Annotated in this window: 13 protein-coding genes; 6 read left to right on the plus strand and 7 right to left on the minus strand. The window is 73.4% G+C overall.

Annotated elements, in window-relative coordinates; genetic code table 11:
• Positions 1-135 precede the first annotated feature (135 nt).
• On the minus strand, positions 136-480 hold the full coding sequence (locus LQ51_RS12125; RefSeq protein WP_046565240.1) for a histone-like nucleoid-structuring protein Lsr2: 345 nt from the start codon (positions 478-480) through the stop codon (positions 136-138).
• Between the two features lie 244 nt (positions 481-724).
• Here LQ51_RS12125 and lon point away from each other — a divergent pair, with 244 nt between their 5' ends.
• From lon to LQ51_RS12140, 3 genes are all read left to right on the plus strand, one after another.
• Entirely contained in the window at positions 725-3061 is a 2337-nt protein-coding gene (gene lon, locus LQ51_RS12130) for an endopeptidase La (RefSeq protein ID WP_046565216.1), read from the plus strand.
• A gap of 182 nt (positions 3062-3243) precedes the next feature.
• Positions 3244-3744: a MarR family winged helix-turn-helix transcriptional regulator gene (locus tag LQ51_RS12135; protein WP_197087671.1), complete on the plus strand. Its 501-nt coding sequence runs from the start codon at positions 3244-3246 to the stop codon at positions 3742-3744.
• 32 nt (positions 3745-3776) lie between these two features.
• Positions 3777-4241, plus strand: a complete 465-nt coding sequence (locus LQ51_RS12140) for an SgcJ/EcaC family oxidoreductase (RefSeq protein ID WP_046565223.1) — start codon at positions 3777-3779, stop codon at positions 4239-4241.
• Between the two features lie 228 nt (positions 4242-4469).
• Here LQ51_RS12140 and LQ51_RS12145 read toward each other — a convergent pair whose 3' ends face one another.
• Together LQ51_RS12145 and LQ51_RS12150 are read right to left on the minus strand one after the other, a co-directional pair.
• The gene (locus LQ51_RS12145; RefSeq protein WP_046565225.1) at positions 4470-6218 is read right to left on the minus strand and encodes a DEAD/DEAH box helicase; all 1749 of its coding nucleotides are present in this window, start codon (positions 6216-6218) and stop codon (positions 4470-4472) included.
• Between the two features lie 90 nt (positions 6219-6308).
• Positions 6309-7142, minus strand: a complete 834-nt coding sequence (locus tag LQ51_RS12150; RefSeq protein ID WP_046565227.1) for a hypothetical protein — start codon at positions 7140-7142, stop codon at positions 6309-6311.
• 134 nt (positions 7143-7276) lie between these two features.
• On the opposite strand from LQ51_RS12150, the gene LQ51_RS12155 reads away from it, so the two are divergent.
• Positions 7277-8419 carry a sensor histidine kinase gene (locus tag LQ51_RS12155; protein WP_046565228.1) on the plus strand — a complete coding sequence of 381 codons (1143 nt, stop codon included), beginning with the start codon at positions 7277-7279 and terminating at the stop codon, positions 8417-8419.
• Positions 8416-9021: a response regulator transcription factor gene (locus tag LQ51_RS12160; RefSeq protein WP_046565231.1), complete on the plus strand. Its 606-nt coding sequence runs from the start codon at positions 8416-8418 to the stop codon at positions 9019-9021. The genes LQ51_RS12155 and LQ51_RS12160 overlap by 4 nt, the downstream gene beginning before the upstream one ends.
• Before the next feature lie 34 nt (positions 9022-9055).
• On the opposite strand, the gene LQ51_RS12165 is transcribed toward LQ51_RS12160, so the two are convergent.
• Positions 9056-9484 carry a nucleoside deaminase gene (locus tag LQ51_RS12165; RefSeq protein WP_231605711.1) on the minus strand — a complete coding sequence of 143 codons (429 nt, stop codon included), beginning with the start codon at positions 9482-9484 and terminating at the stop codon, positions 9056-9058.
• 57 nt (positions 9485-9541) lie between these two features.
• Between LQ51_RS12165 and LQ51_RS12170 the strand changes: the two genes are divergently transcribed.
• Positions 9542-10069, plus strand: coding sequence for a 2'-5' RNA ligase family protein (locus LQ51_RS12170; RefSeq protein ID WP_046565233.1), 528 nt, complete (start codon positions 9542-9544; stop codon positions 10067-10069).
• A gap of 151 nt (positions 10070-10220) precedes the next feature.
• Here the strand turns inward: LQ51_RS12170 and LQ51_RS34515 are convergent, their stop codons facing one another.
• The 3 genes from LQ51_RS34515 to LQ51_RS32715 form a co-directional block, all read right to left on the minus strand.
• Complete coding sequence (locus LQ51_RS34515) at positions 10221-10421, minus strand: tachylectin-related carbohydrate-binding protein (protein WP_369799844.1); 201 nt, start codon at positions 10419-10421, stop codon at positions 10221-10223.
• Positions 10422-10539: 118 nt separating this feature from the next.
• Entirely contained in the window at positions 10540-12606 is a 2067-nt protein-coding gene (locus LQ51_RS12175; RefSeq protein WP_046565235.1) for a tachylectin-related carbohydrate-binding protein, read from the minus strand.
• Positions 12607-12702: 96 nt separating this feature from the next.
• Positions 12703-12981 carry a hypothetical protein gene (locus LQ51_RS32715; protein ID WP_156313052.1) on the minus strand — a complete coding sequence of 93 codons (279 nt, stop codon included), beginning with the start codon at positions 12979-12981 and terminating at the stop codon, positions 12703-12705.
• Between the last annotated feature and the right edge of the window lie 217 nt (positions 12982-13198).

Here is a 13198-nt window from a genome sequence, read left to right on the forward strand (position 1 = left end):
GCCGGGGTGCCGCCGGGGACCGTTCGCCGGTGTCCGTCCCGTCGCCGGGCGAAATTGTCGGGCGTCCGGAAAGCGGACGGGGCCACGCCGATTTCTCAGCGTGACCCCGGGACGCCCGACGGTGAGCCGGGGGCCTCAGCGGTTCTTGTAGGCCTCCACGACGGAGACGGGGATCCGGCCCCGCTCGGAAATCTCGTAGCCGTTCTTGACGGCCCATTCCCGGATGGCGCGGTTCTGCTCGCGGTCCATTCCGGAGGTGGCGGAGGTGGCCCGGCGGGTCGCCCGCCCGGCCTCCACCGGCCCGCGCCCGATCCGCCGGCCAGCGCTGATGTACGGGTCGAGGGCCTTGCGCAGGACTCCGGCGTTCTCGTCCGAGACGTCGATCGTGTACGCCACGCCGTCCAGGCTGAACTCGACGGTCCGGTCGGCCTTTCCGCCGTCCAGGTCGTCGGTCAGAACGGTGATTACTTTCCTTGCCATCGCCATTACTCCCTGTGTCGGGCGGGGTGTGAGTACGAGTTTGACGTATCTCGCGGCGAATTCGCAACAATACCTGCCGTTCGCCATTCGGCGGGTCGGCATATCCGTCGGCCAAATCGTGCCGCGCCGTGCGGGGCGCGTCCCGGAGTCGGGGTTGAGCGTGGCGTGGGTCACAGCCAGGAACAAGGGGAACGCTTTGTTACTTGAGTCTGACACGCTCAACCAACGTGATAGCAGGTGTTCGATGGCAACTCTTCCGGTACTGCCCCTGACCGACGCCGTCCTGCTGCCAGGCATGGTCATCCCGGTGACCCTCGACCCGACCACCCAGGCCGCGGTCGACGCGGCCCGCGCCACCGGCGACAAGACGCTGCTGGCCGTGCCCCGCCTGGACGGCGAGTACGGCTCCGTCGGCGTGGTCGCCACCATCGAGAAGGTGGGCCGGCTGCCCAGCGGCGAACCCGCCGCCGTGGTCCGCGGCCTCACCCGGGCCCGGATCGGCTCCGGCGTGCCCGGACCCGGCGCCGCCCTCTGGGTGGAGGCCACCCCGCTCGACGAACCCGCCCCGGCCGGGAAGGCCCGGGACCTCGCCCGCGAGTACCGCGCCCTGATGACCTCGGTCCTCCAGCAGCGCGGCGCCTGGCAGGTCATCGACGCGATGGAGCGGATGACCGACCTCTCCGAGCTGGCCGACGCGGCCGGCTACGCGCCCTGGCTCAGCCTGGCGCAGAAGACCGAACTGCTCGCCGCCCCGGACGTCACCGCCCGGCTCGAGCTGCTGGTCGGCTGGGTGAAGGACCACCTCGCCGAGCAGGAGGTCACCGAGCAGATCAACAGCGACGTCCGCGAAGGGCTGGAGAAGTCCCAGCGGGAGTTCCTGCTGCGCCAGCAGCTCGCCGCCATCCGCAAGGAACTCGGCGAGGACGAGCCGGACGGCTCCGCCGACTACCGGTCCCGGGTGGAGTCCGCCGACCTGCCGGAGACGGTCCGCGAGGCGGCCCTGCGCGAGGTCGGCAAGCTCGAGCGGGCCAGCGACGCCTCCCCCGAGGCGGGCTGGATCCGTACCTGGCTGGACACCGTTCTCGAGATGCCGTGGAACACGCGTACCGAGGACAACACCGACCTGGCGGCGGCGCGCGCGGTGCTCGACGCCGACCACGCCGGCCTGGACGACGTGAAGGACCGCATCCTGGAGTACCTGGCGGTGCGCAACCGGCGCGCGGAGCGCAACCTCGGCGTGGTCGGCGGCCGCGGCTCCGGTGCGGTGCTCGCCCTCGCCGGCCCGCCCGGGGTCGGCAAGACCAGCCTCGGCGAGTCGGTGGCCCGCGCGCTCGGCCGCACCTTCGTCCGGGTCTCCCTCGGTGGCGTCCGGGACGAGGCGGAGATCCGTGGCCACCGGCGCACCTACGTCGGCGCGCTGCCCGGCCGGATCGTCCGCGCGCTGCGCGAGGCCGGTTCGATGAACCCGGTCGTGCTCCTCGACGAGGTCGACAAGCTGGCCGTCGGCTACTCCGGCGACCCGGCCGCGGCCCTGCTGGAGGTGCTCGACCCGGCGCAGAACCACACCTTCCGGGACCACTACCTGGAGGTCGACCTCGACCTGTCCGACGTGCTCTTCCTGGCCACCGCCAACGTGGTGGAGGCCGTCCCCGGCCCGCTGCTGGACCGGATGGAACTGGTCACCCTGGACGGCTACACCGAGGACGAGAAGGTGGCCATCGCCCGCGATCACCTGCTGCCGCGGCAGCGGGAGCGGGCCGGGCTGACCGCCGACGAGGTGACCGTCGCCGACGAGGCCCTCGCGCTGATCGCCGGCGAGTACACCCGGGAGGCGGGCGTACGCCAGCTCGAACGAGCCTTGGCGAAGATCCTGCGCAAGGTCACCGTGGCGCTGGCGTCCGACCCGACGCCGGTACGGGTGGACCGGGACAACCTGGTCCGCTACCTGGGCCGGCCGAAGTTCACCCCGGAGTCGGCCGAGCGGACGGCGGTGCCCGGCGTGGCCACCGGCCTCGCGGTCACCGGCGCCGGCGGCGACGTGCTCTTCATCGAGGCCACCGGCATGGACGGCGAGCCGGGGCTGACCCTGACCGGCCAGCTCGGCGACGTCATGAAGGAGTCCGCGCACATCGCCCTGTCGTACCTGCGCTCCAACGGGCGACGCCTCGGCATCGACCCGAACGTCCTGGCCGGGCGGCGGATCCACGTGCACTTCCCGGCGGGCGCGGTGCCCAAGGACGGCCCGAGCGCCGGCATCACCATGGTCACGGCGCTGGCCTCGCTGGCGACCGGCCGGCCGGTCCGACCGGAGTTCGGGATGACCGGTGAGGTGACCCTCTCCGGCCGGGTGCTGCCGATCGGCGGCGTGAAGCAGAAGCTGCTCGCCGCGCACCGGGCCGGCCTGACCGAGGTGATCATCCCGAAACGTAACGAGCCGGACCTGGACGACCTGCCCACCGAGGTCCGCGCGGCGCTGACCATCCACACCCTGGCCGACGTGGCCGACGTGCTCGCCCTGGCGCTGCGCCCGGCCGACGTCGACGCGCAGACCCTCGGCGGCCAGCCGCTCGCCGCGGCCTGACCGGACGGCGGGGACCCCGGTGACCGCCGGGGTCCCCGCCGCCGTCGGGTCCGGGTCCGTCCGGTACGTCGCCACAGCGCGCGGCACGCCGGCCGGAAGGCCGCGCCGGCCGCCGGGCCCGGCATACTGGCCGGCGTACGGTCGGCACCTCGGCGGAGGCCGTGCGGAGGGAGTCAGGTCAGGTGGCGCAGAGGGCAGGCGGCGGGGGCGCACCGGCGAGCGACACCGCGGACCTCGGTGACCTGCTGGGGCGGGAGCTGAGTACGGCCGTGGTGCTGTTCCACGAGGCGGTCGCCGCCAGGCGCGGCCTGACGGCCAGTGAGAACAAGGCGCTGGACGTGCTGGCCCGGCGCGGCCCGCTCACCTCGGGCGAGCTGGCCCGCCAGCTCGGGCTGACCCCGGGCGCGGTCACCGGCCTGGTGGACCGGCTGGCCCGCGCCGGCTACGCGCGGCGGGTTCCGGACGCCGCCGACCGGCGCAAGACCTTCGTGGTCGCCGAGGTGGAGCGGCTCGACGCCGAGCTGGGGCCGGTCTTCGCGCCGATGCGGGCGGCGATCACCGACCTGACGAGCGGCTACACCCCGGCGGAACGGGCCACCGTCGCGCACTTCGTCCGCCACGTGGTGGCCATCCTCGAGGAGCAGACCGCCCGGGTTGCCGCCGCGTCCACAGACGGCAGCTGACCGAAACCCTTCAGCATGCTAAACTGTTTAGCATGCTGAAGGAATCTGCCGACGCCGACATCCGGCGCACCCTGTCCCTGGTTGCCGACGCCTGGGGCGAGGGCAACCCCGAGGGGTACGCGGCCCTGTTCACCGAGGACGCCGACTACACCGCCTTCGACGGCACCCGGATGCCCGGCCGGCGGGCGATCGCCGACGGCCACCGGGCGCTCTTCGCCGGCATCATGCGCGGCTCCCGCATGACCATGCGGGAGCCGCGGATCCGCTTCGTCACCCCCGACGTCGCCGTCGTGTCCGCGCTGGGCGGGATCATCATGCGCTGGCAGCGGGGCCGGACCGAACCGTCGGCCAAGCGGCTGTCGGCGGTCACGTTCGTCCTCGTCCGGCAGGGCGACCGGTGGCCCGTGACGGCCTTCCAGAACACCCGGTACCGCCCGTTTTCGCGCAGCCTCATCGGGCGGCTGATGACCCGCACGGCGGGTACCCGGGCCGGATGAGCGCAGCCGCGGCGGGGGCGCGGACCGGGTGCGGGGCACGCCCGGTGACCCCGGGCGGGCCGGCCGGGGTCACCCGCACCCGCCGCCCGCGCCTGGCCGCCTGCGTCCGACCGCCTGCGCCCGATCGCCTGCGCCCGATCGCCTGCGCCCGATCGCCTGCGCCCGATCGCCTGCGCCCGATCGCCTGCGCCCGGCCGGCCGAGCCCGACCCGTCGCGGCCGGCCGCGGTCAGCGTCGGTCGCGGCGGGCGGCGTCGACGGGGCGCTCGCGACGGCCATCGCCGCCGCCCCCGTCACGGTCCATCCGGACCGTCGCCTTGCGGCCCTTGATGGTGCTGCCGCGCAGCCCCCGGATCACCTCGTCGGCCAGCGCGGACGGCACCTCCACCAGGGAGAACCGGTCAGCGATCTCGATCGAACCGATGTCCCGGCCACCGACCCGGGTCTCCCCGGTGATCGCACCGACCAGATCCTGCGGCCGGACCCCGGCGCGCCGGCCCAGCCCGATGAAGACCTGCGTGGTGCCACCCGGGCGGGCGCGACCGTCGCCGCGCCGGTCGTACCCGGGCCGGGTCTCCCGCGGCGGGCGGACCGCGACCTGCGGGATCTCCTCCTCGTCCGCGCTGCCGGGCAGCGTGGCCTCGTGCGCCAGCTTCACCGCGGCCAGCGCGACCTCCATCATGTCGAACTCGTCGGTCAGCGACTCCACGATGGCCCGGAACGGCTCCAGGTCGTCCTCCAGCAGCGACTCACGCAGCGCCGCCTGGGTCAGCTCCAGCCGGCGGGTACGCAGGTCCGCCACGGTGGGGATCTTGTCAACGGTCATCCGCTGACCGGTGACCCGCTCGATCGTCTTGAGCATCCGGTGCTCGCGCGGCTCGGCGAGGGTGATCGCCACCCCCTCCCGACCTGCCCGGCCCACCCGCCCGATGCGGTGCACGTACGACTCCGGCGCGGACGGGACGTCGTAGTTGACCACGTGGGTGAGCTGTTCGACGTCGAGGCCGCGCGCCGCCACGTCGGTGGCCACCAGCAGGTCGGCGGTGCCCGCCCGCAGCCGGCCCATCACCCGGTCCCGCTGCTCCTGGCTCATTCCGCCGTGCAGCGCCTCGGCCCGGTAACCCCGGCCGTTCATCGTCTCGGTGAGCCGGTCCACCTCCTCGCGGCTGCGGCAGAACACGATCGCGGCGGTCGGCGACTCCACGTCCAGCACCCGGCCCAGCGCGGCCGGCTTGTGCGCCCGGGCCACGATGTACGCGCTCTGCCGCACCCGGGGCGCCTCGCCGGCCACCGTCCGTTCCCGCTCGATCTGGATGCGGACCGGGTCGGTCAGGTGCTGGCGGGCCAGCCCGTCGATGCGCGCCGGCATGGTGGCCGAGAACAGCACCGTCTGCCGCCGCGCCGGGGCGTGCTCCAGGATCGCCTCGATGTCCTCGGCGAAGCCCATGTCGAGCATCTCGTCCGCCTCGTCCAGCACCACGGTGGCCAGCGCGCCCAGCCGCAGCGTGCCGCGGGCGATGTGGTCCAGCGCCCGGCCCGGGGTGGCCACCACCACGTCCACGCCGGCGTCCAGGGCGCGCAACTGGCGGCCGATCGGCTGGCCGCCGTAGATCGGCAGCACCCGGGCGCCCAGGTCCTTGCCGTACCGGTGGAACGCCTCGGAGACCTGCACGGCCAGCTCGCGGGTGGGCACCAGCACCAGCGACACCGGGTCGCCGCCCGTCCGCTCCTCGGGCATCCGGTGCAGCAGCGGCAGGGCGAACGCGGCCGTCTTGCCGGTGCCGGTGGCCGCCTGGCCCAGCAGGTCCCGGCCGGCCAGCAGCGGCGGGATCGCCTCGCGCTGGATCGGCGTCGGCTCCTCGTAGCCGAGGGCGGCGAGCGCGCCCAGCAGCTCGGGGCGGAGCCCGAGGTCCGCGAAGGCGGGCGTCTCGTCGCTGTCGGCGGGGGTGGGGTCGGTCGGGGTCGGCGCGGAACTCATGCGTCAAGCCTTTCATCACCGCCGAAAGCCCGTCGCGGCGACCGGCACAACGGTCGGGCGGCTCACCTCCCGGGGGCGGTCCCGGCGGGCTCACCCGGCCAGGACGGCCAGCAGCACGGTGACCCCGACGACCACGTCCAACACCCCGCACCACTCGGCGTATCCGCGCGGCACCACCCGGCCGGTGCGGTGGTGCGCCAGATCCCAGGCGGCGTGGCCGAGCCACCCGGCGGCCACCAGCCAACCGGCGAGGCCGTCCGGCCCGGTACGGGCGGCCACCGCCAGCCCGGCCCAGCCGACCAGCCCGGCGAGTTGGAGGGCGAGGACCCTCCGGTCGTGCCACTGCCGGCGCCAGGTGCCGATGAGCAGGTAGCCGGCCGGCAGCACCAGCAGCGTCCACGGGGAGAACACGGTCGGCTCGATCCAGAGGTCGACCGTCATCAGCAGGGCGAGTCCGGTCGGCCAGCGACGCGCCACGGCCGCGACGGCCGGGTGCCGGTCGACCGGCACCGCGGGCGCATGCCGGTGCCGCAGTGCCACCAGCACCATCGCCGGCAGCATCAGCAGGTGGCCGCCGAGCATCAGCGTGTGGTCCCCGACCAGCCCGGCCCACCAGGGCGGGAGCAGCAGCAGGAAGGGGACGTACATGGCGGCGACCATCTCGGCGGTGGCGGCCCGCCCATGGCCCTGGTGCCACATCCAGACCGCCATGCCGACAGACATGTCCGTCGCCATCACCAGCGCCCCGACGTCCGGCCGGGCCAGCACGCCCGCGCCGCCGAGCAGCGCCGCGCCCATCCCCCACAGCGGGGCGAGCAGCACCATGCCCGCCACCATCGCCACCGCCATTGCGCCGAGGTGCCGCGCCAGCCGCCGGCCGTCGCGGTCCTGTCCCTCGGATACGTGCACTGTCGTCTCCGTCATGCCCCGACCCTGCCGGCTCCGCCCCGCCGCGGAACAGGCGCGCGCGTCACGGGAAATCCGTGCGGAAAGCCCGGCCCGGGCGTGACATTCCGCACGGGTGAACCGGGCGGCCGGCGGCCCTAGGATCGGCGGACATGACGGTCGACGCAGCGGATCGCCGGCTGCGCCGGGCGCGGCTGCTCACCGTCGTGTCGGTGGCCACCAACCTCGGCGCCAGCCTGCTGCTGCCCGGCGTCGGGCTGGCCCGGGAGGCGGATCCGCTCCGGCTGGGCCTCGGCACGGTCGGCCTGCTGGCGTTCGTCGCCGCCCAAGCCGGCGTGCTGCACGCGGCCGTCACCCCGTGGCTCGCCGACCCTCGACGGCGGCGCCGGCACGCCGCGCTGGCCGCGGCGACCGCGGTGAGCGTGCCGCTGGTCGGGCCGGTCGCCGCCGGGGAGTGGGCCACCTGGGCCTGGCTGGGCGCGTCCGTGATCGGCACCTTCCCGCTGCTGCTGCGACGGGCGAGCGCCGCCGCCGGAACGCTCGCGGTGCTCGCGGTCTCCGTCGCGCTGACCCGCTGGACGGGCGGGACCGTCCGCGACGCCCTGGTCATCACCGCCGGCGCCGGCGCCGGAATCGCCGCGGTGAGCTGGGTGCAGGTCTGGTTCTGGGACCTGCTCGTCGAGGCGCGCCAGGGACAAGCCGCGCAGGCCCGGCTGGCCGCCGCCGAGGAGCGCCTGCGCTTCGCCCGCGACGTGCACGACCTGCTCGGGCACGACCTGACCGTGATCGCGTTGAAGGCGGAGCTCGCCGCCCGGCTCGCGCCGACGGACGCCGGCCGGGCCGGCCGGGAGGCCGCCGAGGTGCAGCGGCTCGCCGGGTCCGCCCTGCACCGGGTACGTGAGGCGGTGCACGGCTACCGGGCGGTCGACCTCGCCGAGCAGGCCGCCGCGGTCGGCGAGGTGCTGCGGTCCAGCGGGGTGCGCTGCACCGTGGTGCCGCCCGTCGGCGAGCTGCCCGCGTCGGTCGCCGCCGATCTCGCCGCGGTGCTGCGGGAGGCGGGGACGAACGTGCTCCGGCACAGCCGGGCCGACTGGTGCCGGATCGAGATCACCCGGGAGGACGGCCTGGTGACCATGACCGTACGCAACGACGGTGCCCTCGGCGACGGCCCGGACGAGCGCAGCGGTGGCCTGCGCGGGCTGGCGGACCGGCTGGCTCCCGCCGGCGGCAGTGTGCGCGCCCACGCCGAGGACGGGGTGTTCAGCCTGGTGGCCGTCCTTCCGGTGCCGTCGTGATCCGGGTGCTGCTCGCCGACGACGAGGAGCTGATCCGGCTCGCCCTCGCGGCCCTGCTCGACCTGGAGCCCGACATCGACGTCGTGGCGCACGCCGCCGACGGGCGGGCAGCGCTGACCGCCGCGCTGGCGCACCGGCCGGACGTCGCCGTGCTGGACCTGGCGATGCCGCCGCCGGGCGGGATCGAGGTCGCCGCCGAACTGGCCCGCGTCCTGCCCGATTGCGCCGTGGTGATCCTGACCGGCCAGGGCCGCCCCGCCCAGCTGCGTCCGGCGCTGACCGCCGGGGCGCGGGGCTTCCTGCCCAAGGGTGCGCCCGGTGGGGCGCTCGCCGACGTGATCCGCCGCGTCCACACCGGGCAGCGGTACGTCGACCCGGCGCTCGCCGCCGACGCGCTGACCCTGCCCGAGTGCCCGCTGACCGCCCGGGAACTGGAGACCCTGCGCCTGGCCGAGTACGGCACCCCGGTCGCGGTGATCGCCCGGCGTACCCACCTGGCGGCCGGGACGGTGCGCAATCATCTCGCCGCGTCCGTGCAGAAGCTCGGTGCCACGAACCGGGCCGAGGCGGTGCGGATCGCCCGTGAGGCCGGCTGGCTCTGAACCGGCCTCGGCGGCGGTTCGGGCGGTGCGCGGCTCAGGTCGCCTCGAGGGGCAGCCGCGCCTCCGCGAGCAGCGCGGGACCGGCGTACGCCACCGGGGCGTACGGCGGCATCGGGCGCAGCTCGGCCAACTGGTCGGAGCTGAGCGCGTACACCACCCGGCCCAGGCCGGCGCGCTCGATCGCGGAGGCGCACATGGCGCACGGCTGGCAACTGGTGTATAGGGTGGCCACCGCGGCCGCGTCCGGGCCGAGGTTCCGGGCTGCCCAGCGGGCCAGCTTCAGCTCCGGGTGCGCGGTGATGTCGTCGTCGGTCCGCTCGGTGTTGACCTCCTCGGCCACCACCCGCCCGTCGGCGTCCACCAGCAACGAGCCGAACGGGCCGTCCCCGGCGTCCCGGGCGGTGACGGCCAGCGCGACGGCCCGGCGCAGGTGACGTTCGTCGGTCTCGGTCAACACGCTCATCCGGTGCGCATTCCCCGCGGGGCGGCGCGGCACACCGCCGGCGACTAGCCTGACGGCGTGCGTACGGTCGAACTGCTCTGTTCCCCGGAGCTGGAGGAGGCGGTACGGGCGGCCTGGGACCGGCTGGCCGCCGCGGGCCTGCCCAGCCTGGCGCGGAACACGCACGCCACCAACCGGCCGCACCTGACCCTCGCCTCCGTCGACGAGTTCCCACCCGGCGCCGAGCAGCGGCTCGCCGACCTCTGCGACGCGGCGCTGCCCCTGCCGGCCCGCCTGGACCGGGTGGAGGTGCTCGACGGCAGCGCCCCGCTGGTCTGGCTGGTCCGTCCCGCGCCCCAACTGGTCGCCCTGCACGGCGCGGTCTGGGACGTACTCGCCACCGCCCCCGGCCCGCAGCCGTGGCACGCCCCCGGCCGGTGGGTGCCGCACCTGAGCCTGGCGCTGCGGTTCCGCGACGCTGACCGGCGCCGGGCCCGGGCACTGGCCGGCGCCGACCGGCCCCGGGGGGAGTTCATCGCGGCGCGCAGCTACGACAGCGAGACCCGGACGGTCAGCGAGCTGGCGTCCACCTGTCCGCGCTCCTGAGCGGCCGCGCCGCCGGGCGTGGATCTGACTGGTCCGGTGGCCGGCGGTGGCCGCGGTGGTTGTGGGATGGCGACCCTGGTGAAGGTGGGCGCGGGGGCGAAGCTGCGAGTCAACATGCCGCCGTCCTGCGCGTGGTACACCGCCGTTCACGTCACGGGTACGGGGTAGGTATCGTGGTCGACCCAGCGCTGGCTGGCGGGGTCGTACGGTGCCGGTAGAGCGGACCGGCCGGGGTTCGCGCGTGGAGGACGCCCGGGCCGGCCGCGACGATCATGTCGTACTGTCCCCAGCCGCTGTCGAGCGTGCAGCCCTTGATGGACCATCCTGGCCGGTCTCGTCGTACCGGTACCAGTGCAGCTTCCCGGCGCTGTCGATCACGTAGAAGTCGCCGAGCTCAGTGATCGTTGCTGTGCCCTGGGGTGGGGCGGGTCCGGCCGGCGGCCCCGGCTGGGGCCGCCGGCCGGTGGGGGTCAGTTGGTATTGGGTTGGGTGATGGTGACGGGGCGGAAGGTGGGTGTGGTCGTGGGGGTGAAGGTGTTGGCTTCGGCGACGAAGGGCACGACGGTGCTGTTGATGGTGCGGGTGACGAAGGCGATTCGGGTGCCGTTGCTGGCCTGGTAGGTGTAGAGGGTGGGGTCGGCGGCGTAGGTGCCCTCGGTGCCGTTGAGGGTCCAGTTGCCCCAGGTCTGGGTGCCTTGGCCGGTTTCCCAGGTGTTGTAGATGCTGTTGTCGGCGGTGCGGGTGACGACGGCGATGCGGCCGAGGTTGGGGTCGAGGATGGCAGTGGGGCTGCCGGCCGCGGTGATGGTGCCGGTGCCGATGGTGGTCCAGGTGCCGGGCCAGGTGCCGTCGGTGTTCTGGTACTGCTTCTTGATCGTGCCGTCGGTGTGCCGGGCGAAGACCATCAGGCGAGGGCCGGGCATGACGACGACGGCAGGGGTGCCGACGAAGCCTGTGCCGCCACCGATGCTGGCGAACTGCGCGGTGAGGGCCCGGTCCTGGTAGGTCGCGGTGACGACCGCGCCGGCGCTGTTGATCGCCGTGATGGTGGCGGTGTTGTTCGGGCCGGCCGTGACCACCGGCGTACCGGTCAGGCTGCTGCCGCCTAGGTCCGTCCAGGGCAGCAGATCACCCGTGTTGCCGTCCTGCAGGCGGACTGCCAGGGCGCCGGTCGAGTCCAGCGCGAACAGGGCGAGACTGTCGTCGGAGAGCCGAACCGCGGATGGTTCCGATGTCATGGCGCCGGCCAGGTTGTCCCACTGGTTCCACTGGCTTGATCCAGCCGAGGACTGAATCAACGCGCGGATGTCACTGTTCGTCTGATGCGCGTAGATGCCGACGCGGTTCTGATGGTCGGCGATCAGCGCCGGCTTGCCGGTGTAGGCGTCGGTGCCGGATACCGGGTTCCACTGGACCGAGCTGAAGCTGTCCGGGTCGGTCTGGCGGCCGTGGATCACCCGGCCGAGGTTGTCGGTGTACGCGAACTCGACCGTGCCCAACGTCGCCCCTGGTGCTGGCGGGGCCTGCAGCACCGCCAGCGACGCGTTGGGCACCGTCGGGGTGGACGGCTTCACCGGGCCGGCGAGAGCTCCCTGGTGGCACGTGTTCGTTGTGGCAAACACGTTGGGGTAGGACCATCCGGTACCGATCTTCTGCGGCTCTGAGGTGACGCCCGAGGAGGTGCGCAGATCGACGGGATAGCGGTACTGGTACAGGTCGCCGTTGCCTTGGACGCCCAACAGGGAGTCGCCACCGGCGGTGAAGAGGCCTTTGGTGAAGAGGCTGAAGTTCAAGGGTACCTTGCGAATGCCTTGGTACACGGGGCGGTCGTAGCTCATCCACCGCTGCGTCGCCGGGTCGAAGTGGTGACGCCGCAGCGTGCCGTCTGGCAATCTGCCATAGAGCACGCCCGGGCTGGTGGCGACGATCAGGTTGTACTTGTCCCAACCGGTGTCCAGAACCTTGCCGGAGATCACCCACGTGCGGCTGGTCTCGTCGAATCGATGCCAACGCAGTTTGCCGGTGCTGTCCACCGCGTAAAAGTCGCCGGCCTCGTCAATGGTGATCTTGTCCCGGTTGCTGGCCGACGCGTAGCTGGTGAATCCGCTGCTGATGAGCCAGTTTGACTTTCCGTCCACCAACTCCCAGGCAGTCCCGGTCCAGCGGTAGCGGGTGAGTCCCGACGGGTTGATGCCGTAGACGCGGCCATCCCGTCCACCGAGCATCCGTCCGAAGGTCCACCCGCTGGAACCGATGGTCCGCGCGGTTCCGAATGAGCTGAGCTCGCTCAACGGGCTGTTCAGGTCGCGGCGCAACAAGGTGCCCGAACTCGTGTTGTAGAACACGCCGACGGGACCGTTGCAGTCAAAATCGTCCTGGGTGGACGGGAACGGCCAGTCGGTGGCCGCCTGGGCGGCCGGCCCGCCGGCGGCGACAGCAAGGCTGGTGACGGCGATTGTCAGGGCCGCTCCGAGGCTCAGCGCGGCGCGGCGGCTCATTCCGGAGTCGGTCCGTCGCTGGCACAGTGGATCGAGCATGCGGGGCCTCTCTTCCTAATGGTTCAGTCAGAACATGGCAAGCGGGCAAGCCGAGCGGCCGGTGCGAACCCGGCTGGGGCCGCCGGCCGGTGGGGGTCAGTTGGTATTGGGTTGGGTGATGGTGACGGGGCGGAAGGTGGGTGTGGTCGTGGGGGTGAGGGTGTTAGCGCCGGTGACGAAGGGCACGACGGTGCTGTTGATGGTGCGGGTGACGAAGGCGATTCCGGTGCCGTTGCTGGCCTGGTAGATGTAGAGGGTGGGGTCGGCGGCGTAGGTGCCCTCGGTGCTGGCGGGGCCTGCAGCACCGAGAGCGGCGCGTGCGGCACCGTCGAGGTGGACGGCTTCACCGGGCCGGCGAGTGCTTTCTGGTGGCACATGTTCGTCGTGGCGAAGACGTTCCGAGGCCCGCCCCACCCGGTGTTGATCTGGTCGGCCGCCACCGGCCAGGTATTGGTGTCCTCCTGGCGGTACTGGTAGAGAAAAGCGTCGGCGGACCCGCTGCAGGTGAAGCTGTCGGCCGCTTCGGCCGGTATTGGTGAGAGGTGTGCCGACAAGCCATCGGCCCCATTTCCAGAACTGCGGTCAGCCCCAG

Source organism: Micromonospora sp. HK10 (assembly GCF_000982955.1).
GTDB lineage: Bacteria > Actinomycetota > Actinomycetes > Mycobacteriales > Micromonosporaceae > Micromonospora.

Excerpts from the sequence above, each read along its gene's own strand:
- LQ51_RS12125 (WP_046565240.1), bottom strand. The coding sequence starts at position 480 with ATGGCAAGGAAAGTAATCACCGTTCTGACCGACGACCTGGACGGCGGA.
- lon (WP_046565216.1), top strand. The coding sequence starts at position 725 with ATGGCAACTCTTCCGGTACTGCCCCTGACCGACGCCGTCCTGCTGCCA.
- LQ51_RS12140 (WP_046565223.1), top strand. The coding sequence starts at position 3,777 with ATGCTGAAGGAATCTGCCGACGCCGACATCCGGCGCACCCTGTCCCTG.
- LQ51_RS12145 (WP_046565225.1), bottom strand. The coding sequence starts at position 6,218 with ATGAGTTCCGCGCCGACCCCGACCGACCCCACCCCCGCCGACAGCGAC.
- LQ51_RS12150 (WP_046565227.1), bottom strand. The coding sequence starts at position 7,142 with ATGACGGAGACGACAGTGCACGTATCCGAGGGACAGGACCGCGACGGC.
- LQ51_RS12155 (WP_046565228.1), top strand. The coding sequence starts at position 7,277 with ATGACGGTCGACGCAGCGGATCGCCGGCTGCGCCGGGCGCGGCTGCTC.
- LQ51_RS12165 (WP_231605711.1), bottom strand. The coding sequence starts at position 9,484 with ATGAGCGTGTTGACCGAGACCGACGAACGTCACCTGCGCCGGGCCGTC.
- LQ51_RS12175 (WP_046565235.1), bottom strand. The coding sequence starts at position 12,606 with ATGCTCGATCCACTGTGCCAGCGACGGACCGACTCCGGAATGAGCCGC.